18 protein-coding genes are annotated in these 24,836 nt (G+C 41.7%); 13 read left to right on the top strand and 5 right to left on the bottom strand.

What is annotated here, in order from left to right; genetic code table 11:
• Positions 1-305: 305 nt before the first annotated feature.
• Positions 306-8,534, top strand: coding sequence for a SpaA isopeptide-forming pilin-related protein (locus R8925_RS03465; RefSeq protein WP_430534531.1), 8,229 nt, complete (start codon positions 306-308; stop codon positions 8,532-8,534).
• 465 nt (positions 8,535-8,999) lie between these two features.
• Here R8925_RS03465 and R8925_RS03460 read toward each other — a convergent pair whose 3' ends face one another.
• Both R8925_RS03460 and R8925_RS03455 read right to left on the bottom strand, forming a co-directional pair.
• A complete protein-coding gene (locus R8925_RS03460) occupies positions 9,000-9,551 on the bottom strand; it encodes a GNAT family N-acetyltransferase (protein ID WP_430534530.1) in 552 nt (183 codons plus the stop codon).
• A 3-nt stretch (positions 9,552-9,554) separates the two neighbouring features.
• On the bottom strand, positions 9,555-10,220 hold the full coding sequence (locus R8925_RS03455; RefSeq protein ID WP_430534529.1) for a TetR/AcrR family transcriptional regulator C-terminal domain-containing protein: 666 nt from the start codon (positions 10,218-10,220) through the stop codon (positions 9,555-9,557).
• A gap of 263 nt (positions 10,221-10,483) precedes the next feature.
• On the opposite strand from R8925_RS03455, the gene R8925_RS03450 reads away from it, so the two are divergent.
• Positions 10,484-11,956: an MDR family MFS transporter gene (locus R8925_RS03450; RefSeq protein WP_430534528.1), complete on the top strand. Its 1,473-nt coding sequence runs from the start codon at positions 10,484-10,486 to the stop codon at positions 11,954-11,956.
• 129 nt (positions 11,957-12,085) lie between these two features.
• On the top strand, positions 12,086-14,734 hold the full coding sequence (locus R8925_RS03445; protein ID WP_430534527.1) for a cation-translocating P-type ATPase: 2,649 nt from the start codon (positions 12,086-12,088) through the stop codon (positions 14,732-14,734).
• Between the two features lie 70 nt (positions 14,735-14,804).
• On the opposite strand, the gene R8925_RS03440 is transcribed toward R8925_RS03445, so the two are convergent.
• A complete protein-coding gene (locus R8925_RS03440) occupies positions 14,805-15,089 on the bottom strand; it encodes a rhodanese-like domain-containing protein (protein WP_430534526.1) in 285 nt (94 codons plus the stop codon).
• A gap of 79 nt (positions 15,090-15,168) precedes the next feature.
• Positions 15,169-15,444, bottom strand: coding sequence for a DUF1294 domain-containing protein (locus R8925_RS03435; RefSeq protein WP_430534525.1), 276 nt, complete (start codon positions 15,442-15,444; stop codon positions 15,169-15,171).
• A 102-nt stretch (positions 15,445-15,546) separates the two neighbouring features.
• On the opposite strand from R8925_RS03435, the gene R8925_RS03430 reads away from it, so the two are divergent.
• The 9 genes from R8925_RS03430 to R8925_RS03390 all read left to right on the top strand — a co-directional run bounded on the left by R8925_RS03430 (position 15,547) and on the right by R8925_RS03390 (position 24,155).
• A complete protein-coding gene (locus tag R8925_RS03430) occupies positions 15,547-16,224 on the top strand; it encodes a DUF6574 domain-containing protein (RefSeq protein ID WP_430534524.1) in 678 nt (225 codons plus the stop codon).
• Positions 16,225-16,289: 65 nt separating this feature from the next.
• Positions 16,290-16,667: a RidA family protein gene (locus R8925_RS03425; protein WP_430534523.1), complete on the top strand. Its 378-nt coding sequence runs from the start codon at positions 16,290-16,292 to the stop codon at positions 16,665-16,667.
• Positions 16,668-16,733: 66 nt separating this feature from the next.
• Complete coding sequence (locus tag R8925_RS03420) at positions 16,734-17,834, top strand: 5-methyltetrahydropteroyltriglutamate--homocysteine S-methyltransferase (protein ID WP_430534522.1); 1,101 nt, start codon at positions 16,734-16,736, stop codon at positions 17,832-17,834.
• 206 nt (positions 17,835-18,040) lie between these two features.
• Positions 18,041-19,474 carry an amino acid ABC transporter substrate-binding protein/permease gene (locus R8925_RS03415; RefSeq protein ID WP_430534521.1) on the top strand — a complete coding sequence of 478 codons (1,434 nt, stop codon included), beginning with the start codon at positions 18,041-18,043 and terminating at the stop codon, positions 19,472-19,474.
• Entirely contained in the window at positions 19,467-20,195 is a 729-nt protein-coding gene (locus tag R8925_RS03410; protein WP_430534520.1) for an amino acid ABC transporter ATP-binding protein, read from the top strand. The genes R8925_RS03415 and R8925_RS03410 overlap by 8 nt, the downstream gene beginning before the upstream one ends.
• A 76-nt stretch (positions 20,196-20,271) precedes the next feature.
• The gene (locus tag R8925_RS03405; RefSeq protein WP_430534519.1) at positions 20,272-20,949 is read left to right on the top strand and encodes a response regulator transcription factor; all 678 of its coding nucleotides are present in this window, start codon (positions 20,272-20,274) and stop codon (positions 20,947-20,949) included.
• A complete protein-coding gene (locus R8925_RS03400) occupies positions 20,946-22,331 on the top strand; it encodes a sensor histidine kinase (RefSeq protein WP_430534518.1) in 1,386 nt (461 codons plus the stop codon). Before R8925_RS03405 ends, R8925_RS03400 begins: the two co-directional genes overlap by 4 nt.
• 70 nt (positions 22,332-22,401) lie before the next feature.
• On the top strand, positions 22,402-23,490 hold the full coding sequence (locus R8925_RS03395; RefSeq protein WP_430534517.1) for an ABC transporter permease: 1,089 nt from the start codon (positions 22,402-22,404) through the stop codon (positions 23,488-23,490).
• Positions 23,490-24,155 (top strand): ABC transporter ATP-binding protein, encoded by a 666-nt coding sequence (locus tag R8925_RS03390; RefSeq protein WP_430534516.1) that lies wholly within the window; start codon positions 23,490-23,492, stop codon positions 24,153-24,155. The genes R8925_RS03395 and R8925_RS03390 overlap by 1 nt, the downstream gene beginning before the upstream one ends.
• Here R8925_RS03390 and R8925_RS03385 read toward each other — a convergent pair.
• The gene (locus R8925_RS03385; protein ID WP_430534515.1) at positions 24,147-24,356 is read right to left on the bottom strand and encodes a hypothetical protein; all 210 of its coding nucleotides are present in this window, start codon (positions 24,354-24,356) and stop codon (positions 24,147-24,149) included. The two genes, R8925_RS03390 and R8925_RS03385, sit on opposite strands and share 9 nt — an antisense overlap.
• 238 nt (positions 24,357-24,594) lie before the next feature.
• Here R8925_RS03385 and R8925_RS03380 point away from each other — a divergent pair, with 238 nt between their 5' ends.
• Positions 24,595-24,741 carry an Lmo0850 family protein gene (locus R8925_RS03380; RefSeq protein ID WP_181676135.1) on the top strand — a complete coding sequence of 49 codons (147 nt, stop codon included), beginning with the start codon at positions 24,595-24,597 and terminating at the stop codon, positions 24,739-24,741.
• Positions 24,742-24,836 lie beyond the last annotated feature (95 nt).

Here is a 24,836-nt window from a genome sequence, read left to right as displayed (position 1 = left end):
ATTGAAAAATATTTTTAAAAACGGGAATAATCTTATTTATGTCTTATTTCATGCGTTTTGTAAACATTTTTTCGTTAAAATATAGATACATTTACCATATAAAAGTGAAATATGTGTTTTGAAATAGTATATAGTGGTATTTAGTAACTCTAGAGTAACTTTTTGTGAAAAAAGATGCTTATTAGGTAATTTTACTAACAAAAGTTATGCTTACTTCAATACATAAATGTGATCCGATAGAGGGCTAGTTCTGCTTTCCTCTGAGAATGGTAGCTGTGTTTTTGTTAGATAAAGAGGGGGATAAAATGATGAAAAGGACACTTGCATCGGTACTTGCTTTCATGTTGGTAGCGTTCACGGTTTTGACGGCGATTCCAGCTCAATCTAAAAGTTTGGAATCTGTAGAAAAGGACTTTTTTACGAGCGTTATTATTGGCGATGAGAATGGAAAGGTAATCACGGCGGATTCAAAACCATTACAGTTGGAAAAGAGCAAAGTGGATATTCGATACGGCTGGTCGCTTGTTAGTGGGGATAATTTGGCTGGCAAGGAGGTTTATTTGACGATTCCAGAAGGTGTTATTCTGGAAAAGGACTTGAGTGAGGATTTCCAGATTGATGGTAAGACATACGGTACCATTACAGCCGATAATGCCACGCATAAACTACATCTGAAATTTAATGATAATGCAAAGGATTTTACAACAGATCAGAAAGGGGAAGTTGTGCTACATGCTACATTAAAAAGTGACACAAAAGAGAAGCTATTACCGCTTTCTTTTGATTTAGGTACACAATTAGTAGCGATTCAAATTCCACTTTTACAAGATGAAACGAAAGGGACTGAGGTTACAAAAGAGCCGGCAGAGGATACTAAGAAAGAGCCTGAAAAGGGAACAGAGAAGGATGTAACAGCCAAATCTAAATCCAATGCATCGATAGCTTCTGTTGAGGGGACAGCTATTCAATCCAATATTTTGACAGGTGTTGTTTTAACGGATTTGAGTGGAAATCCATTTACGGATGAAAACCGACCAACAATTGATTCACAGGCGAGGATTCAAGTTAATTGGGCACTGCCAGATTCTTTAAACGTGAGGAATGGGGATACTTATACATTTACGATTCCAACGCTTTTTGCGATTAATAGCCCGATTACAGGGACGCTTGGAGATTATGGAACATTTGTTGCTAAGCCGGATCACACAGTTGTTTTGACATTTAATGAAAATGCGGAGACGTCATCGAATGTGCAAGGAGAAGTGCATTTTAATACGTATTTTGACCAACAGCAAATTATCGGGATTACGACGAAAACGGTTACTTTCCCTGTAGATGAAGGTGCTACTTTTACGTTGAATTTCGTGCCGAGTGGTGGGTCAAGTATTACGAAAGCTGGAACGGCGAATGCCACATATAATCCGACTTCGATTAACTGGCGGGTGCAAGTGAATGGGAATCAGAAATTATTGAAAAAGAGTATTTTGAAAGATCCGATTCAAGCAGGACTTTCATTGGAGCCAACTTCGATTCAAGTTTATAAGTTGAATGTTTTTACGAACGGGACGAACTCGCTCGGAGCACTGGCTGATCCGTCAGAATATACAATTGTGACTAATGCCAATAATACATTGGAGATTGATTTTGCGGATAGCAGTATTAAGGCTTATGAGGTGAGATACACAACGACAATTACGGATTTGACGAAAACTTCTTTTACGAATACGGCAACTTTAACAAGTACGAATAATGCGGCGGTCAGTGCTTCTTCTACAGTGCCGATTAATCGTGGGAAGCGCTTGAATAAGTCAAGTACGTATGATTCCAAGACCCAGAAAATTTCTTGGACGATTAATTATAATTATGATACGGCGTCTATCACGCAACCTAATGCGATTATTCGCGATTTATTTACGAATTCGTATGGATTGGTTCCCGGTTCTATCGTTGTTAAAAATGTGAGCATTGACGGGGCTGGGGTAGCAACGGTTGGAAGTACGGTGCCAGCTAGTGCCTATACGGTAACACCGACATCGACTCCGACACAAAATGGTTTCAATTTACAGTTTAATCAGGCGATTACCGGGGCGTATGTAATTACGTATGATACGACACCGACGAGCCTAATTACGGCGAATCTTAGTGTTGTTAATTCAGTGACAACGCCAAATGGTTCGACAACGACATCTACAAGTTCAACGAGGAATGTAACGCAAGGAAATATTAGCAAAACGGTGACGAATACAAACTATAGTACGAAGGTTATGCAATGGCAACAAGTGATTAATAACAATAACTATATTATGAATCATGTCTTTATTAAGGACCGTTTTACTTCGGATGGGTTGACCTTGATTCCGAGTACGGTTAGGTTGATAGATTTGAATAATGCAAACAGTGTTTTAGTTCCGGGTGTGGACTATATTTTAACAGAATATGCGGATGGTAAAGGGTTTACGATTGATTTAATTGGTAATTATGAGACGAACATGACGCATACGCTGAGGCTAACTTACAGTACATCGTTTAACTATTCGGAGGTGACGGCACCGAATAACTTTGAAAATGTGGCCTCGATTGCTTGGGTGGAAATAAATGGGGATGAGACGAGTTCGGTCGTTGTCAACGTGAATCCGGGTGATTATACGAAGAACAATGGCTTTAAGTCAGGAACTTATGATGCACAGAAGAAGGAGATAACGTGGACGGTTGGCATGAACTACAATTTGCTGCCTGTGGATGATCCGATTTTTACGGATACGGTGACGCCAAATCAGACGTTGTTGCCAAATACAATTGAAGTGCATAAGATGACGCTTGGTACGGGACAGAATAGTTATACGGACGGTGGTCTTGTGCCGAGTAGTGAATATACGTTGGATATGACTGGCGGTGTTATTACGGTTCATTTCAAGCATAGCATTCAGACGGCGTATTATATTACGTATAAAACAAGTTTGGCAGATAAGCTGATTGTTGGTACGTATACGAATACCGCAACACTAAAAGATGGAGCACAAAATTTTGGTTCTTGGACTGGCAATGTGAATATTCCGAGCGGTGGGACTTATGTTGGCAAAACGGGGACGCAAAATGGGGCGAATATTGATTGGACGGCTACGATTAATCCAGGGCAGTCTACTGTTTCGAATGCAACTATTTTAGACACGCCGACGAGCAATCAAGTGTTGATTCCTGCTTCGTTTCATCTATACAAAACAGTTGTGGCTGTGAATGGAACGTTGACGCAAGGGGCAGAACTCGTTCAAGGACAGGACTATAGGCTGGATATTACGACAAATAACACGACAGGAGCGCAGACTTTTAAAATTACGTTTGCCAATACGATTACGTCAGCTTATATTTTGAAGTATAGCTCTTTTATCGATGCGAATAATCAAGAAACGGTAAGTAATACGATAAAACTTGCTGGAGCTAACATCACGACGGAGCAAGTGCAGACGGTATCGAATGTCGTTGTAAAAGTGACGGATGGCGGCGGTAGTGGGACCGGTGTTCGTGGTACGATTACAGTAACGAAGACAGACATTGGAACGACGCCACTTGCTGGTGCAAGTTTAGCGCTTTACGACTCAACGGGAACAGTGGTTTTACGTTCGGGTGTTTCGGATAGTAATGGTCAAGTTGTTTTCGGAGCTTTGCGGTACGGGAACTATATTATTAAAGAAAGTGTTGCGCCTAATGGATATGTTATTTCTGATTCGCTTGAAACGGGAATGGCAGTAAATATCGCGACGCCAACAAAAGCGGTGACGGTTAAAAATAGTCTTTTTGTTGGAGAAGTGACGCTGACGAAATACCAAACAAGTACTACGACAGCCTTGGCTGGTGCGGTTTATCAGTTGAAAAAAGGCAATGTTGTGGTGCAGGACAATTTGACAACAGATGCGACTGGAAAAATTAAAGTGACAAACCTACAGGCTGGCAACTATTCCTTTGTTGAGGTGACACCACCAACGGGTTATCAGTTGAACTCGACGCCTGTTACTTTTACGATTGCTGCGAAACAGACGACGGCGGTTGCGGTAAGTGCCTATGATTCACTTATTCCAGGTACGATTTCGCTGACGAAAGAGGACAGTGTCACACATGTTCCGCTAGCTGGCGCGGTGTTTAAGTTACTAAATAGTGCGGGTGCAACAGTGCAGACTGGGTTGACAACGAATATTCAAGGGAAACTGGATATTCCGAATTTACCACTTGGAAACTATACGCTGGTTGAAACGACAGCACCAACGGATTATCAGTTAGATGCAACGCCAATTCCGATTACGATATCAAAAGCTACGGGTTCGACGAATATCGTGACTAAAACGAAGACGAATACGTTGAAAACGGGTGGCGTTACGCTAACAAAGAAGGATAAGAAGTCTTTATTAGCGCTGCAAGGAGCAGTTTTCACGTTGCAAAAAAGTACTGGGGAAGTAGTGCAGGATAATTTAACAAGCAATGCGTCTGGTGTGATTCATGTGACGAATTTAGCGCCTGGATCGTATCAATTTGTTGAGAAGACCGCGCCGACGGGTTATTATTTGGACGCGACTCCGATACCGTTCACAATTGTGAAGTCGCAAATGCAAGAAGTGTCTCTGACAGCGCTAGATAAGGTGATTCCAGGCACGGTTATTTTGACGAAGAAGGCTGATGTGTCTGGGGAAACGCTAGCCGGTGCGACTTTTAAATTATTGGATGCCAATCAAAATGAGTTACAAACAGGACTTGTCACGAATGCTTCTGGGGTGTTGACTATCGGGGACCTTGATCCGGGGAATTATTCATTAGTGGAGACAGGGGCACCAACGGGTTATCAGTTGAATAGTACGCCGATTTCATTTACGATCACGCTTGCGCAACAACAGGCGTTGGAGCTGACGGCTGTTAATACGTTGAAGACTGGTGCGATTCGGTTGCATAAAGTGGATAGTGTGAATGCTGCGCAAAAACTGGCAGGTGCAATTTTTGAGTTGAAATCGAGTGTGACGGGTAATATCGTCCGAGCATCTGTTGCGGTTGATGGAGATGGTGTGCTGTATATCGATGGTTTAGCACCAGGTGAGTACGACTTAATGGAAACGACGGCACCAGCGGATTATCAATTGCCAACGAGCGCATATCACTTTACGATTGTTAAGAATCAGACGACTGCGCTAGATGTGAATTATACAAATGAATTGATTAAGGGCAAGGCGCAGTTGACAAAGCATGATAGTGTGAATCCGTTAATTCTGGTTCCTGATGCGACATTTGATGTGCTTGATGATGAGGGCACGGTAGTTCAAACTGGATTAGTAACGGATGAGGATGGTGTCATTACGACGAAGGATTTGGCACCTGGGGACTATACGTTTGTAGAAACGAAAGCGCCATTTGGTTATATTTTAGATGATACGCCGATTCCGTTTACGATTGGGAAGTCGCAGATTGGTGCGGTAAAGGTGGACGCGAGTAATGTGCTTACACCGGGTGATGTTATTCTTACAAAATTGGATCAGAAAACGAATACACCGCTGGCCGGGGCTACTTTTAAATTGGTAGATAGTGATGGGGATTTAGTGCAGGAGAATCTTGTCGGAGAATCGGATGGTGTGATACGTGTGAACGATTTGGCACCAGGTGATTATGAATTCATCGAGACGGAAGCACCGACGGGTTATTATTTAAACGCAACGCCGATTCCATTTACGATTACAAAAGGGCAACATGAAGCTGTAACGGTGAGTGCGCCGAATAAAATTATTCCGGGGACAGTGACGTTATCAAAAACAGATGATGTGTCGGGTGAGGCGTTACCAGGAGCTGTTTACAAGTTACTGGATGGTGAAGGAAATACGCTACAAGAGGATTTGGTGACAGATGCGTTTGGCAAAATAACGATTCCTGACCTTGATCCTGGCGATTATGCATTGCAGGAAACAAAAGCGCCACAATATTACCAATTGGATAGTACTTTGATTCCGTTTACGATTGTAAAAGCGCAACAAGCCGCGGTGCAATTAGAAGCTACCAATACGTTGCTAACTGGTGCTGTAAGTTTGCATAAAACGGATGATATCGATACGACGGCTAATCTGGCTGGCGCGAAATTCGACTTGAAATACGTGACGACAGATACGGATTTAGGTGAAACAGTTGCAACAGATGCAAACGGTAAACTTTATATTGATAATTTGGCGCCGGGTGATTACGAGCTGATGGAAACAACGGCACCAGCGGATTATCAATTACCGACGACACCGATTTCGTTTACCATCGTGAAAGGGCAAGAAACGACATTGACGCTTTCTTATACGAATACGTTACTCAAAGGAAAAGCTAGCTTGACGAAAAGCGATAGTGTGAATTCACTTCTCATGATAGAAGGGGCAACGTTTGATGTCCAAGATGCACAAGGTGATGTCGTGCAATCAGGTCTTGTAACGGACGAGGATGGCGTTATCACAACAGGAGATTTGGCACCTGGCGATTACAAGTTTGTCGAGACTGCTGCGCCATTTGGTTATATTCTCGATACGACACCAATTCCTTTTACCATTACAAAATCGCAACAAGATATTGCGCAGGTGACGGCGACGAATACGTTAACAAAAGGTGGCATTGTCCTCACGAAACTAGATAAGAAAACGAACACACCGCTATCTGGAGCTATTTTTAAAGTGGTCGATAGTGAAGGGGCGCTTGTGGTCGATAACCTTGTTGGGGATGTAGACGGACTGATTCACGTGACTGATTTGGCGCCGGGCAATTATTCGTTTATTGAAACAGAAGCACCGGCTGGCTATTATTTAGATGCAACTCCAATACCATTTACGATTGTAAAAGGACAGCAAGAACCGGTATCTGTGGAGGCGTTTGATAAGATTATTCCGGGGACGGTAACGCTTGATAAAACGGATAATGTCTCAGGGGAAGCTTTGCCGGGAGCTGTCTTTAAGTTAACGGATAAGGAAGGTAACTTGCTACAAGAGAATTTAACAACGGATGTTTTCGGCAAAATAACGATTCCTGAACTTGATCCGGGTGATTATATTTTACAAGAAACAGCAGCACCGCAATATTATCAATTAGATGCGACCCCGATACCATTCACAATTGTAAAAGCGCAGAAGGAAGGCATTTATTTAACAGTGACAAATACGCTTGTGCCGGGTTCAATTCGCTTGCATAAAGCGGATAGCGTGAACTTAAACATAAGTTTGCTGGGGGCGAAATTTAGACTTAAATCACTAGGTAAGGATATCTCACTTGGAGACACTGTACCGACGGATGAAAATGGTGATATCTACATTGATAACCTAGCGCCAGGCGATTATGAATTAATGGAAGTACAGGCACCGAAGCATTATCAATTACCGACAACGCCGATTAAATTTACAGTTGCAAGAGGACAGGAACAGACGTTGACGATTAATTATGTGAATGAACTAATGCGCGGGAAAGCAATGTTGGTAAAAGAAGATAGTGTCAATCATGATAATCACTTATTTGGTGCAGTTTTCAAGGTGGAGGACAAGAATGGAAATACGATACAAACAGATTTAACGACGAATGAAGATGGCGAAATTGAAACGCGAGATTTACCGCCGGGAGATTATCAGTTTGTAGAAACAAGAGCACCAATAGGATATGAGCTCGATTCAACTCCTGTAGCCTTCACGATTGTTCCATCACAGCAAGAGGAGGTAGAAGTAGATATGCCAAATACGCTTATTCCTGGTTCTGTTAAATTAACGAAAATGGATGCAGAAACGAAAGCAAGACTTGCAGGAGCGGTATTTGAGCTATACACAGAGAATGGAACGCTACTCGAGCAAAATCTAGTAAGTAATGAATTAGGCGAGCTCGGTGTCACGGAACTTGCTCCAGGAAACTATTACTTCCAAGAAAAAATAGCGCCAAAAGGATATTGGCTTAACGACAAGAAGATACCGTTCACGATAGAAATGAACCAAGCTGCAGTCGCAGAAGTTACGATGACAAATGACAAAGATTTCGGAAGCGTCATCGTGCATAAAGTTGATCGTGATGATGATAAAATTTCACTAAAAGGCGCAACTTATAACATTTTAGACGCGAATCAAAATGTAGTTGGTAAGGGAACAACAGAAGCAGATGGTAAAATTCATTTCCCTAAACTTTCTCCTGGCGACTATCAAGTGAAGGAAGTGATACCACCAAAAGGTTACACGATTGATCCAGAGCCTAAAAAAGTGACAATTCCAGAGCTAAGCACAAAACCAGTGACATTAGTCGTAACAGATGCAAAAATTGTTATACCACCAACGAAGCCAGACAAGCCAATTATCCCAGACAAGCCAACTAAACCGGATACGAATATATCAACGCCAATGAATCATAGTAACAACACAAAGGTGACTCATACAACGACATTAAAAAATAACACCAAATTGCCGAATACCGGTGATTTAGATACATGGTTATACCTGTTTACCGGTGGATTTTTGATTCTTGGTACGTCGCTTATAACGATTCTGTACACACGTAGAAAGCGTTAAACGACAAAAAGATCGGTTTGGGACATATAAATCGGCGACAAGCGCTCGCATTGTTGGGACTGTTCGAATGAAATGAGTTACAGTCCCAATATACATGTGAGCAAAGCGAACATGTAATCCACCAGTGACTGTTCGAACACAATGATACACCACAGTCCCAATACACCTATGCGCATTGCGAATAGACGTTCTTTCAGGATATTTAGAATAAGGATGGCGAGCAATCGAGCGGTTCTACTACACAAGAAAGTTTCGCTTAACTTCTCACATGGTCGGAGATAGAATCTCCTCCCCATGCAAAGGAATGGAATGAGTTTGCCATCCTCATTCCACCAAATCCCCTGAATACAAACGCTTTCGCTCGATTTGTGTTAAGCAAGACTCACATCCTACTCGAAAAAGGACGTGTGATATCTTGCTTATTTTGCATGAAAATGAGTTTTGTTCCAGGCTCGTCTTTTTTTGTTATTTCAAGTATTTATCACGATATTCGTGGGCTAGCATACTCATTAAAATCGAATCGTGGTAGGCATGGTCGTAAAATAGCGCTTCACGTTGTATGCCTTCGATTTTGAACCCGACTTTTTCATAGGCGCGGGCAGCTTGCTTGTTGAAGTCGAATAGGTTTAGTTCTATGCGATGTAAATTTAAAATACCAAACCCGTAATCGAGCATGAGCCGCATTGCTTCAGAGCCATAGCCTTTACTTTGATGTTCCACTTTCCCAATGGCGATACGGATGTTGGCGTTACGGTTTGTCGTGTCGATATCTTGTAGTGCAATGTCACCGATGATTTCTTCGGTTTCTTGCAAACAAATTAAGAGAAGCACTGCACTACTATCTTTCCATTTATTCGCGATATAATTCTCGATTTGAGCGTACGTAAATGCTTGTTTTGTTCCTGTTAGTCGCCGCACATCATTGTTGAAAAACATCGTGTAGTATGTATCTTGGTCATTGGCGTTTAATGGACGCAAAAAAACGCGCGCTCCTTGTAATAATTTATCTTCACGCATAGGTCACACTCCTTCATTTGATGCCAGCAATTTCTCAGCACCTGCAATAATAACATCTAATCCAAATAAAAAGTTCAGATCAAAACGGTTTTCGGACTCCGCATATTTTTTCATAGCTGGCAGTACTTTTAAATGTTGCGTATCTTCACGTTCAAACATTGAGGCAAAAAGGCCGTGTATTTTGTCAGGCCCGACTTCTTGTAGCGTTCGGTCTTGTGACGATTCATCTATCGCAATTCCGGTCACATAATTATCGATTAAATTGCACAATGCCAATGTTTGATCTTCCGTAAAACCTGCGTCTAAAAATGCGACAAATAAGCAATCAATCATCTGTAGACGGTGGGTATCGATTGGAATTGTTTTCATCATGATCTCCGCACCGTCAGGAATTTCACGCATCGCATCATGGCTTTGTATCGCAAGAAAGCGAGCTTTTTCTTGCCAAGAGAGCTTTGAATCGGGAAGTTCAATTTGGGACGAGATGTAGCTTGCTAAACCTTGAAGCAAATCTTGTTTGTTCTTGAAGTGCCAATAAAGCGCTGGTGCTTGGACACCCATCGCCTCAGCTACTTTGCGCATCGACAAATGTTGCATACCATTTTTCTGCAAAACTTCTAAGGAGGCCAGAATAATCTTTTCTTTCGTTAAATTCCTTTTTTTGCTCACTAAAAATACTCCTTTAGACTGATTTTATTTTCGAGGTAATCAAGATATAATTTAACAGTGTTAAATTAAGAAGACGAACTGTGATAAATTTCGAGTAGGAGTTAAACTGGGCTTTATGTAAATCGAGCGAAAGCATCTGTATTCCGCATATTGGTGAAAGCAGGAAGTATGTAAAATTTGTGGAAGGTGAATGTTTGTTGCTGATTTACTTTTGGTGTGCTCAACTCTATTATACATGGTTATAGTCGAGAAAGGTGAGGGAAATGGCAAAAACAGAGACGAAAATAGTTCCGGTATTGATAGCGCTCATGCTTGGAATCTTTGTTTCTTCTCTTGACAACACGATTGTTGCGGCAAGTATGGGTACAATCGTAGGGGATTTAGGGGGACTTGATAAGTATGTTTGGATTACATCAGCGTACTTAGTTGCGGAAATGGCGGGAATGCCGATTTTCGGAAAATTATCGGATATGTATGGACGGAAACGATTTTATGTGTTCGGAATTATATTATTTTTAATTGGCTCGATTCTTTGTGGAACAGCGGAGACGATGACGCAGCTGGCGATTTACCGAGCGATTCAAGGAATTGGTGGTAGTGCTTTGATGCCAATAGCGTTCACGATTATTTGGGATGTATTGCCGCTAGAAAAAAGAGCGAGCGTCGGCGGTTGGTTCGGTGCTGTGTTTGGACTCTCAAGCGTTGTTGGGCCGCTACTAGGCGCATTTATTACGGATAACATTAGTTGGCATTGGATTTTCTATATTAACGTGCCGATTGGTATTGTGGCCTTATTTTTAATTAGTATTTTTTATAAAGAGTCACCAAAACATAATAAAGCTCAAATTGATTGGTTGGGAGCGTTCTTCCTCGTTGGTGGGACAGTTGCTTTGATGTTTGGTTTAGAGCTTGGTGGGCAAACATACGCATGGGATTCTGTGCAGATTTTGAGCTTATTTGTTTTGTTTGTAGTCGCGATGGTTGTGCTTATTTTTGTGGAGCGTCGCGTCGCAGATCCGATTTTACCGTTTTACTTGTTTAAGCGAAACGTTTACTTGGGGACAGTGCTGACGGGGATGCTATATGGTGGTGTATTTATGGTGGCGACGATTTATATCCCGCTGTACGTGCAAGGCGTTGATGGTGGAACGGCGACGAATTCAGGCTTATTGCTTTTGCCGATGATGGTTGGTACGAGTGTGATGGCTGCCGTTTCGGGGAATTTGGCGAATCGCTTTAGTTTCCGCTCGATTATGATTTGTGCAGGGATTTTGACGTTTGTTACAACGATTTTGTTTGGGACGTTGACTCCAGATACGCCACGTTACATGTTAACGATTTACATGGTTATGTTAGGTGTTGGGATTGGTCCATCGTTCTCGATTCTGGGGACGGCAAGCTTGTATAAAATCAATCCGAGTGAGCGGGGAACAGCGAGTGCTACGAACAACTTTATTCGCTCGTTTGGGATGACAGTTGGGATTACGATTTATGGCGTGGTGCAGCGTAACCTGTTTGCTAACGGGGTACCGGATATGTTTCAACATATGGATAGTCGCGCGATTTTGTCACCAGAACTACGTGCCAAAATTCCGGTTGAAATTTTGGATAAAGTGACCGAAGTTTTGTGTAGCTCGATTGCACAGACGTTCTTGTGGACGCTCATACCGCTAAGTTTGGCATTTGTGACTATGCTCTTGATGGGCAAGGCGAAGATGTCGGATTTAAAAGAGTAATTTAATAGTATCGTAAATAGCTAAAGACCGCGAAATCCTGATTTTTTGGGATTTCGTGGTTTTTTGATTTGAAAATAGTGTTTTTTGGGTATAATGAATAGTATATTGGAAAAAAAGAGGTGTTTAGGGATGCAGAGATATCAGGAAGAAGCAGATAAGGTACTAGAAGAGCTAGAAACGTCTGCAAAAACCGGTTTGACGACAGCGGAAGTTGCGAAACGGTTGGAACGGGATGGTTATAATGAATTGAAAGATAAGTTACGGGATCCGTTGTGGAAACTGTTTTTGGAAACGTTTAAAGATCCAATGGTGATTGTGTTACTTGCCGCAGCGCTTGTGCAAATTTTGATTGGTGAGGTTGTGGAGTCGCTAATTATTTTTGCAGTGTTGTTGCTGAATTCTGTGATCAGTGTTGTGCAGACTCGTAAGGCGGAAGGGTCGCTTGATGCGCTCAAGGAGATGTCAGCACCTGAGGCTAAGGTAATTCGTAACGGAGAGAAGTTGACGATTGCGGCGCGGGAACTTGTTGTCGGTGATATTGTTTTACTGGATGCTGGGGATTTTGTGCCAGCGGATGGCCGGATTTTCGAAAGTGGCTCGCTTAAAGTGGACGAGGGAATGCTGACGGGGGAATCCGAAGCGGTTGAGAAACATATCCGCGCGATTTCTGAGGAAGTGGCGCTTGGGGATCGAAAAAATATGGTTTTTAGTGGTGCTTTGGCGGTTTACGGGCGCGGTGCTTTTGTCGTGACTGGTACAGGTGGCGATACGGAAATTGGAAAAATTGCTGGCTTGTTGGAGAGCGCGGAGGCAAAACAGACGCCGTTGCAGCGAAAATTGGAGAGCTTTAGTAAGAAACTAGGTATTGGGATTTTGCTGCTCTGTATTTTAATTTTTGCGATTGAAGCTGGGCGTGTTTGGTTTGGTGACGGAAGTGGCGATATGACGAAAGCGATTTTGAATGCCTTTATGTTTGCAGTTGCAGTTGCGGTTGCAGCGATTCCGGAGGCGTTGTCATCGATTGTGACGATTGTGTTGTCGGTTGGGACGAACAAGATGGCAAAAAGGCATGCGATTATTCGAAAACTGCCGGCGGTTGAGACGCTTGGTTCAACGAGTGTTATTTGTACCGATAAAACGGGGACGTTGACGCAGAATAAGATGACGGTAGTGGATTATTATTTGCCGGACGGGACGCAAGAAGTTTTTCCAAATACACCAGATATGTGGTCGGAAGGGGAGCGTCGTTTAATTCATATCGCGGTGCTTTGTAATGACTCGAACATCAATGAGGAAGGGCTTGAACTTGGGGATCCGACAGAGGTTGCTTTGATTGCTTTTAGTAATAAGAATAATAAGGATTATAACGAAATTAGGGAGCGTTATTTACGTGAGGCGGAGATTCCGTTTGACTCGGAGCGGAAGTTGATGTCGACGGTGCATACGTTTGATGGGCAAAAAGCGATGCTGACAAAAGGTGGACCGGATGTCGTATTTGCGCGTTGTAGCCAAGTGTTTTTGGATGGCAAGGAGCAGCCGTTGACGGAAGAGTTGAAGGCACGCTTGATGCAGGCGAATGAGGATTTTTCGAATCAGGCGTTGCGGGTTTTGGCGTATGCGTATAAGCGTTTGGATGGCTCGCAAGTTGATGTTGATTTGGATGATGAGCATGATTTGGTGCTCGTTGGTTTGACGGCAATGATTGATCCGCCACGTGAAGCGGTTTACGCGGCAATTGAGGAGTCGAAAAAAGCGGGGATTCGTACGGTGATGATTACCGGAGATCACAAGACAACGGCGCAAGCGATTGGGCGCGATATTGGCTTGATGGATCCAGATGACATCGCGTTAACTGGTCAGGAGCTGGACGCATTAACGGAAGAAGAACTGGACGCAAAACTGGAGCATATTTCCGTGTATGCACGGGTATCTCCTGAGAATAAAATCCGCATCGTGAAGGCTTGGCAGAAAAAAGGCAAAGTTACATCTATGACGGGCGATGGCGTGAATGATGCACCGGCCTTGAAACAAGCTGATATTGGTGTGGCAATGGGAAGTGGAACTGATGTTGCCAAAGATGCTTCAGCGATGGTTTTGACGGATGATAATTTTGTTTCAATTGTGAGCGCGGTAGAAGTTGGCCGTACTGTTTTTGATAATATTAAAAAGGCGATTGCGTACTTATTTGCAGGGAATTTAGGTGCGATCATTGCGATTCTTTTTGCTTTAGTATTTGATTGGATCAATCCATTTACGGCACTACAACTCCTATTTATCAACTTGGTGAATGATTCCTTGCCAGCGATTGCACTCGGAATGGAAAAAGCGGAGCCAGATGTAATGGAGCGCAAACCAAGGAATATTAAAGAAGGTATTTTTGCGGGTGGAACGATGCAGGCGGTTGTGACTCGGGGGACATTGATTGGCGTTGCGGTTATCATTTCGCAATATATCGGGCTGCAACATTCGCCTGAAATTAGTGTCGCGATGGCATTTACGACGTTAATTTTAGCTCGTACGTTGCAAACTTTTGCGGCACGTTCGAATAAACAAACGGCTTTCGAAGCAGGATTTTTTAGTAATAAATACGTGATCTACGCGGTCTTGGTATGTTTTGTACTTTATGGTATCACGATACTTCCAGGTGCGCGTGAAGTCTTCTCCATTCCAGAATCATTTGGCTTAAATGAGTGGGGAATAGCGGCAGGGCTTGCTCTTGGTGCTGTAATCTTGATGGAACTTGGCAAATTGGTGAGTCGAATCGGTCAGAAAAAATAACGCAAAGCAAAAAGGTACGCGTCTATCCATTATGGACAGAGCGTACCTCTTTGTTGATACTAATTCAGCTTTATTTATTAAGCCAAGCGTTCATGCCACCAACGACATTTTCACATTGATAACCGCGTGCACTTAAGTATTCGCATGCTTGCATAGAGCGATTTCCAGAATAGCAAATAATACTGTAAATCGTATTTGGATTTAGTTCTTCGATGAAATTTGGCAGGCCGATTAGCGGGATATTGCGGACACCTTCAATATGAACGGCGTTAAAATCGGCTGTATCTCGTACATCGATAATATTTTCAGCAGAACGATTTTCTAGCTCTTCCACAGAAATAAGATTAAAACTCATAGTCAAAAACCCCTCTCGAATAAGTCTATTTTAAAGGATAATGGGTTTGGAATACAACTTCTCTGCTTAGATAGGCTCGTTACTTAAAGTAAGTCAGGAGGTAAATGATAATCCCGATGTGTAGCGCAACCGAAATAGGAACGCTCCATGTGAATTTTAGCTTGTGTGTTTTGTGATGAAAAAGATGCATACCGAGCCAAGAGCCTATACCACCACCGAGAAATGCAAACAGTAAAAGCGTGAACTCGGGGATACGCCATTGATGTTTCACGGCTTTTCTTTTATCGATGCCCATTGATGCAAAACCGATGCTATTGATGACTATATAGTAGATAATTAGTAATTTGATAAACATGATTTCCTCCTCATTTTTCTAGTAAAGTAACAGTTTAAATGTGTTAATCTTTGGTGGATAAGTTATAATTATATCATATTGAAATAAGAAAGGGGTTTAGCGATGATTCGTGATTATGTTTCATATGTGGGGATGACGATTGCGCGTCCTGTAAGAACGAGTATGCAGGCTAGTAAAGAGAAGGGGTATTTTGGTTTGCTTCACGTACTTTTATTTGTGATTGGGCTTTCGCTGCAATACAGCTGGAATATGAAAGGGGTAATAGTTAATTCATTACAGGAGTATCCCATCATCCAAAAGATAGTTACTGCGATTTTCGTTTCGTCAGGTCAGGTTTTTATTTACATGCTGATTTTGATGTTGTTGAATATTACAGTTGCTTGGGCTGCGATTCGATATGTGATGGGCATTAAAGAAGTGACATTTATGAAGAGTGCTGCGGGTATTGGTGGCATGATTACTTTTCCGCTCGTTGTTTTAATTATTTCAATTATCTTGACGTTGTTCGGTTCAGTGTTATTTTCTATATTGCTTTGTTTTGTCGCCTTATTCTTTTTGCCATTTGCCATTATGTATTTTATTATTGGTCACTATGAAAAGTCGCGTGTAGACGTTTATTGGATTAGCCTTTTGGTGTTCTTGCTGGTGGCAGTGATTACGTTTGTTGGTATTTATCTGTTGATTCAAGTGTTTATGTCCAATGTACACGATGTTACGGGGCAGGTTCAACAGCTTATTATCGAGCGTTGGCATAATTTCCGAGAGAAGTTACCTATTTAAAGATTGCAAAACTATCTGAATTAACATACAATACTAACATAAACCATAACTAGGAGGATTTATACATGACAAAAGAGATTATTCACACAGATCAAGCACCAAAAGCGTTGGGACCATATTCTCAAGCAGTGAAAGTAAATGGCTTTATTTATGCATCGGGGCAATTGGGCATTGATCCGGCAACCGGTGAAATGGCGGCTGGCGTTGAAGCACAAACGAAGCAAGCATTTGCCAATATTAAAGCGGTATTAGAAGCTGGCGGCTCAAGTCTCGATAAAATCGTCAAAACAACGGTATTATTCAAGGATCTTGGTAATTTTGTGGCGGTCAATGAGATATACGCATCGTTTTTTGAAGGGGATTACCCGGCACGTAGCGCTTTTCAAGTTGCGAAATTGCCGAATGATGCAGATATTGAAATTGAAGTAATCGCGGAAGCATAGGATAAAAAGGCTGAACCTGGTGAAACGGGTTCGGTTTTTTCAAATTTCAAGATTGGAGTGGAGAGTATGGGAAAAGCACCATTTAGAGCAGATCAAGTTGGTAGTATTTTGAGAACAGAAGCGATTAAACAGGCGAGGTTGGATAAGGCGGCGGGCAAGATTGGAGCCGAAGAATTACGTGCAATAGAAGATGCTGAAATTCGGTCAATCGTAGCAAAGCAGAAAGAAGCTGGACTAAAAGCTGTGACGGATGGCGAATTCCGCCGTGCTTGGTGGCATTTTGATTTCCTAGAAGGTTTGGATGGCGTGGAAGGATACGACGCGCAGGACGGTATTCAGTTCGCTAATGTCCAAACAAAGACACATTCTGTCAAAATTGTCGCGCCAATTAAGTTCGGTAATCATCCAATGATTGCAGATTATCAATTTTTACATAGCATTGCGGGAGAGGATGCCGTTGCCAAAATGACGATTCCAAGCCCGGCGATGTTGCATTATCGGGGGGATATGGAATACGCGCCGTACTTGGCGGACAACGAGCTGTTTGTTCAAGATTTGGCGAACGCGTATAAGCAGGCGATTCAGGCTTTTTATGATGCGGGTTGTCGTTACTTGCAACTAGACGATACATCATGGAGCTATCTATGTTCTGACGAGCAGCGAGAAGTCGTCCGTGCACGTGGCTTTGATCCAGATACATTGCAAGAGACGTATAAAAATCTAATCAATGAAGCAATCTCCGAAAAGCCGGATGATATGGTTATTACGATGCACATTTGTCGTGGCAATTTCCGTTCGACATGGATTGCCTCAGGAGGATACGAGCCAGTGGCCGAAACGCTATTTGGCGGCCTTAATATTGATGGTTTCTTCTTAGAATACGACAATGATCGTTCTGGTGATTTCGCTCCATTGCGCTACGTAAAGCGACCAGATTTGAAAATAATTCTTGGCCTTGTCACATCGAAAAATGGCACGCTAGAAGACCCAGAAGTAATTAAAGCAAGAATTAAAGAAGCATCTGAATTTGTGCCGCTATCTCAACTTTGCCTAAGTCCACAATGCGGTTTTGCCTCGACAGAAGAAGGGAACATACTTACGGAAGATGAACAATGGGCGAAGTTAGCGCACGTTGTAGCCATTGCTAAAGACGTATGGGGCAATTGAAGCCTAACAAAATTTTAAAAATGATTAAAAAACCTTGGAATAGCGCTATTATTCCGAGGTTTTCTTATGATGTCCATTTAACCTTATCTGAATTGGGTATTTTCAATAAGGTTACATTATGATAAAATCGAGAAAGTGTTATGTTTGTACCGCATCAAAAGTAAAGGAACATTTTATATACATACTTGCAAAATGGGGAGGAAAAAATGAAAAAAACGAAAATACTATTTTTACTGCTATCATTCATGGCAGTGTTCGCAATGGTCGCAGGTAGCTTTGTGCCAAATGCACAAGCAGTAGAGCAGAAAGTATATGAAATCGGAACGGATGAAACATTTGCCCCGTTTGAATTTCAGAACGAAAAAGGCGAGCTAGTTGGAATCGATATGGACATCCTAAAAGCTATCGCCAAAGATCAAGATTTTCAATACAATGTAAAGCCACTAGGTTTTAACGCGGCAGTTCAAGCACTGACAAGTAATCAAGTGGATGGCGTTATCGCGGGTATGAGTATCACGGATGAACGCAAACAAAAATTTGATTTCTCTGATCCTTATTTTGAGTCCGGCATCGTTATGGCCATCAAAAAAGGTGACGATTCGATTAAATCTTACGAAGATCTACACGGCAAAAAAGTCGCTGTCAAGACGGGAACAGAAGGCTACGCTTTTGCGGATGCTAATAAAGACAAATACGGCTATACACTTGTACCTTTCGATGATTCTGCAAGTATGTATGCAGATGTTAGAACAGGGAACTCTGTTGCTTGCTTCGATGACTATCCTGTGCTTGCTTATGGCGTGAAACAAGGAAATGGTCTTGATATTGTCACAGAAAAAGAAAAAGGAAATTCTTACGGTTTTGCGGTGAATAAAGGCAAAAACCAAGAGTTACTTAAGAAATTCAATGCTGGTTTGACAAATATTAAAGCAAGTGGGGAATATCAAGAAATTTTGGACAGCTATATTGGTAGCGATGTAAAACCTCAATCATTCTGGGATTTGCTCATTGAAAGCCTACCAGCATTACTTTTAGGCCTCTGGTACACAATTAAATTAACGCTTATTTCTCTTGTTTTCGCAGCTGCTTTAGGTCTCTTGTTTGGATTCTTAAAAGTAAGTCGCAGCAAATTATTACGTGGTATTGCAACAGTTTACGTTGATATTTTCCGCGGTATTCCATTAATCGTTTTAGCTTTCTTCATCTATTTTGGTATTCCCGAAGCAATGGGCTTTAAAATGGATGCTACCGTTGCAGCAGTGATTACGCTAAGTTTAAATGCAGGAGCTTACATTACTGAAATTATTCGCGGCGGAATCCAAGCTATTGATAAAGGTCAAATGGAAGCAGGTCGCTCACTTGGCCTACCATACGGCAAAACGATGATTAAAATTATTCTCCCGCAAGCGGTTCGCGTCATGATTCCGTCGTTCATCAATCAGTTTGTTATCACGTTGAAAGATACGTCAATCATGAGTGTTATCGGTCTTGTTGAACTTACTCAATCCGGTAAAATTATCATCGCTCGTACATTCGAATCATCGACTATTTGGCTGATTGTCGCAATCATGTACTTGATTGTCATCACCGCCTTAACGAAACTATCGAACTGGATGGAACGGAGGGTAAATAATGACTAAACTAAAAGTAACCGATCTAAAGAAGAGCTTTGGTACGAATGAAGTTTTAAAAGGAATCAATCTGGAAGTAGCAGAAGGCGAAGTAGTTTGTGTTATCGGTCCATCTGGATCTGGTAAAAGTACATTTTTGCGTTGCATGAATAAGCTCGAAGAAATAACAGCAGGCGATGTGATTGTTGATGACTACCAAATCACAGACAAGAAAACGGATATTAATAAAGTCCGCGAAAACATTGGTATGGTATTTCAGCATTTCAATCTTTTCCCGCATATGTCTGTTTTGAAAAATATCATGCTTGCTCCAACTGAGCTTGGCAAGCAGTCCAAAGAAGACGCACAAAAAAATGCTCTTGCGCTTTTGCAACGTGTTGGGCTAGCAGATAAAGCTGATGCTTTACCGAGTCAACTTTCTGGTGGGCAAAAACAACGTGTGGCGATTGCACGAGCACTTGCGATGAATCCAGATATCATGCTTTTTGACGAACCAACATCCGCACTCGATCCCGAAATGGTCGGTGAAGTTTTAGGGGTTATGAAGGATTTGGCGAAAGAAGGTATGACGATGATGGTTGTCACACATGAGATGGGCTTCGCAAAAGAGGTCGGTGATCGCGTGATTTTTATGGACGGCGGTTATATCGTGGAAGAAGGCACACCAGAGCAAGTATTTGACGCACCAAAACACGAACGTACGATTAGTTTTTTAGAAAAAGTGCTGTAATGTTAATAAACCACGTTGCCTAGTTAAGTGCGACATGGTTTTTGGTATGATGTAGCTAAAGGAGAGGAGTGACAAGATGAAACAGATTCTAGTAGTAGATGACGATCGGCACATTCGCCAACTAATCGGGCATTGTCTTCGTACAGAGGGGTTTCATGTCTTGGAAGCACGTGATGGAGCTGAGGCCGAAACGATTGTTGATAACCAACACGTACATCTGGCTGTCATTGATATTATGATGCCGAAAATGGATGGGTTCGAACTTTGTCAAAAAATGCACCAAAGCTATCCAGAAATACCGGTTATTATGTTGACTGCCAAAGATGCGCTTGTAGATAAAGCGCGGGGTTTTGAAGTAGGAACAGACGACTATATCACCAAGCCATTTGAGCCTCAAGAACTGGTTTTCCGAATCCGGGCATTGTTACGCCGATCCAATCAATCAAGCGAATCAAAAATTAAAATCGGTAATATTACGATTGACCAAAAAAGTTATGGCATCACAGTCGGTCAACGCGAAATCATGATACCGGTAAAAGAATTCGAGTTACTTTACCAACTGGCAAGTTATCCAGGCCGTATTTTTACACGAGAAGAATTAATCGAACGGATTTGGCAACGTGATTATGATGGTAGCGACCGCACGATAGATGTACATATCAAACGTTTACGAGACCACTTTGACGAGCATAAAAACGGTATAAAAATTACAACCGTGCGTGGCGTTGGCTATAAACTTGAGGAAACGATATGAAAACGCTCTATATTCGTATTGTCGTCACGATGCTCGTTGTTATTCTTGCCAGTAGCCTACTCGGATTCCTCTTTGCTAATATTTACTATCAAGTGAAATTAAAGCCGTTTAACGATGAAAAAGTAACCGAAATGGCTCGTGAAATCCAATCGTTTTATCAAGAAAATGAAACTGTCTCACTAGATAGTTACCTTCAAAGTGTCGGCGCATTGGGCTACGAATTATTCCTAACAGATGGTAAAATGGAGTCCAACTATTTTGGTGGCGAATTCAGGAAAAATGATTTGCCAGAAAAAACAGTGCAACAAGTGCTAGCTAGTGAAACTTATCATGGTATTGATACGTTCGAAACAGGGTTCTTCATCACAGGATTTTTTGATAATGATGTGCGCAATACAATTGGTGTACCAATCAAAACGGACGGAGAAACGAAGGCACTTTTTCTAAGGCAAGATCCAGAAAAGCAATTTGGAGAGTTGCGCATTTTTTTCGCGCTGATTCTTACGTTTACATCGATTATTAGTATCTTACTTGTGCTTATTAGTGGTAGGTACATAGTGAGCCCAATTATAAAATTGACTAATGCGACTAAGAAAATTCGTAAAGGGAACTATGATGTAGCATTACAAGTTCGGCGCAAGGATGAAATAGGCCAGCTGGCAGCATCTTTTTCCAAAATGGCTAGCGAACTCGAGAAATCAGAGGCTGCGCGTCAGGAGTTTGTGGCGAATGTCTCGCACGAATTACAATCACCGCTCACATCCATGCAAGGTTTTGCGACATTACTACGCTCAGAAACATTGACAGAAAAAGAACGGGCGGAATATTTAGCCGTTTTATCAGAAGAAACAATGCGCTTATCTTCCTTGACGAAGCAGCTATTAACGCTTGCATCACTAGATCAAGAAGCAACGTTACGAAAAAAAGAAACGTTCCAACTAGAAGCGCAGTGGCGTCAATTATTACAGATGACAGAATGGAGCTGGCGTGAAAAAGAGCTGACAATGGATGTTGAACTCGAGGGCGTGATGTACACCGGAGACGCCGAGCTCCTCTATCAAGTTTGGTCGAATTTATTGACGAACGCGATGAAATTCACATCAAAAGGCGGGACTATTAAGATCCATTTGTATGAAAAAGCCAATGAAGTCGTCGTGGAAGTAGCTGATAATGGTATCGGAATAAGCGATAAAGATAAGGAACATATTTTCAGTCGATTCTACAAAGCCGATCAGAGCCGGATACGCGAAGAAGATTCTAGTGGCCTCGGTCTTTCCATCAGTAAAAAAATTATCGACCTGCATAATGGCACCATTTTTGTAGAAAGTAAGCTAGGACAAGGCACGACATTTATTGTCACTTTGCCAAAAATTAATTTGTAAAATCCGATTCACATTCCGTTTACAATACTCCATTAAACTAAGCGTAAGATCTTAGGAGGAGTTGAACGGAATGTTTTTGGCATTAAGAGAATTGAAACACGCAAAATTACGCTACTTTTTAATCGGTTTAATCATGGTATTGATTGCCTGGTTGGTGTTATTTGTCACTGGCCTAGCAAACGGTCTTGCAAATGACAATGGAGCCGCGATTTCATCAAGTCCCGCAACTTATTACGTGTTGCAGAAAGACTCAGATAACCGCTTAACCCGCTCGAATTTAACCGCATCCGAAACGCAAGAAATTACAAAGCAACTAAGCAAAAAAGAGAGCGCGAATCTTGGTGTGCAAATGGGAACGATTACGCCACCGAAAAAAGACAAAAAAACGGATATCACTTATTTTGGTATGGATAAAGGCAGTTTTATAAAACCAACGATAACAGAAGGGATGGCACCGAAAGCTGAAAATGAAGTAATAGCCGATATTTCACTCAAGGAATCAGGGTATACACTAAACAGCAACATGAAAGACAGTGCTACCGGTCAGCAGTTTAGGATAACAGGCTTCACAAAAAATAACACGTTTAGTCACTCGCCAGTTATTTTCGTGGGCTGGGATGCTTGGAGTCTCATTCACCAAACGAATCAGGCCGCACAAGGCGAATATACCGCTGTTGCACTTGATATTTCCGAAAGTAAGGCCGAAAGTTTGACGCTTGGAAAACTCGAACTTGCATCCAGTAAAGAAGTTCTCCAAGGCATACCAGGCTATTCTGAAGAACAAGGCTCGCTGCTCATGATGATTGCTTTCTTGTTTGTTATCGCAGCTTTCGTCCTCGCGGCATTTTTCTATGTTATTACAATCCAAAAAATTAATCAATTTGGCGTGTTAAAAGCAGTGGGTGCAGGAACCGCCTATCTTGGAAGGAGTATTATTAGTCAAGTTCTATTTTTATCGGTTGTCAGTTTAGCAATCGGCAATGGTTTAACATTCGGACTTGCTGCTATTTTACCTGCCAGTATGCCGTTTACACTTGACCCTGCTCTCGCAATTGGCTGCTCAGTACTCTTTCTCATCGTCGCGGTGGCCGGCTCGATGTTATCACTATATCGTGTGGCTAAAGTAGATGCACTAGAAGCAATCGGGAGGGCAATCTAATGACATTAAGTATGAAAAATATCTCAAAAAGTTATCAAGATGGAGATCAAATCGTAGAAGTTTTGAAGAATGTATCTTTAGAAGTCGCGCAGGGAGAATTCGTAGCTATTGTTGGTCCATCAGGCTCAGGGAAAAGTACTTTTTTATCCATTGCGGGTGCTTTACTATCACCAACTGCTGGGGAAATCGCGATAGGTGGCACCGAGCTAAGTGGACTTTCTGGAAAAGCATTGACAAAGATTCGTCTTGATAAAGTTGGATTCATCTTCCAAGGTGCTAATCTCATTCCTTATCTACACATTCGTGACCAGCTACTACTCATTGCTGAATTGGCAGGAAATCGTGGTGGTCAAGCGAGACAAAAAGCGGACATATTGCTTAAGGAACTAGGCCTAAGCTCGCGAGCGCACAATTATCCAGAGAGCTTATCAGGTGGTGAAAAGCAAAGAGTAGCAATTGCAAGGGCACTTATGAACAATCCAGATATTATTTTGGCAGACGAACCGACCGCGAGTTTAGATGCGGGTCGAGGACATAAAGTTGTGCAAATGATCGCAGAAGAAGTGAAACGGAATAACAAGGCGGCTATTATGGTTACGCACGATGAACGTGTATTAGATTTAGTAGATCGTGTGGTAAGAATAGAGGACGGCTATCTAAAATAAGCAGGTACAAAAATACAAGCATTCTTGTCCATCGTCGGAATAAGATTGCTTGTATTTCTTTTGGTTTACTTTTTCTTGTTTTGTTTTTGTTCGTTGTGTTCGCAAATCGATTGTTGCAAAAACACTCCTATGAATTGTTGGATCTAATCCTCCCTCACGGACACGCTTTATTCGTGCTTTTTTTGCCTTGGATATGGCCATTTAAATCACTCCTTCTTTTCATGTCTTTAAATTATAACAAAATTTCGCTACATAGTCCTTTTTTGCGTATAATATTCGGTTTTAAACCGTTTACAAGGACCAAATATAAAAAATAATTCGTAAATACCAGAATTTTTTTTGAAAAGGGGTATTTTTATCAACGTTTTTGTGTTAAAGTGAACCTATAGAAAAAATATAAACGGGATAGTTTTTGAAAAGGCGATTGGAGTGATACCATTTGCAAGAAAATAAAGATGTATTAAACAAGGTAATCCAACAATTAGAGAAAAAGGGCATTTTTGTGGAGAAGACCAAATCGAGGAATGACATTTGGCGTAATCTACAGAAGAATAACTTGAATATCGTAAAGTTAGGCATACGCTAAACTACATAAACTTTTGAGCGAGTCTGAGACAAAAGGTTCTCTGACCTAGAAAAATACGTATCCAAAATCTGCATTTAGATTTTGGATACGTATTT

This window comes from Listeria rocourtiae subsp. hofi (genome assembly GCF_963575615.1).
GTDB lineage: Bacteria > Bacillota > Bacilli > Lactobacillales > Listeriaceae > Listeria_A > Listeria_A hofi.
Note: the sequence above shows the minus strand (reverse complement) of the source record. Positions and strands in the feature narration are given on the sequence as shown.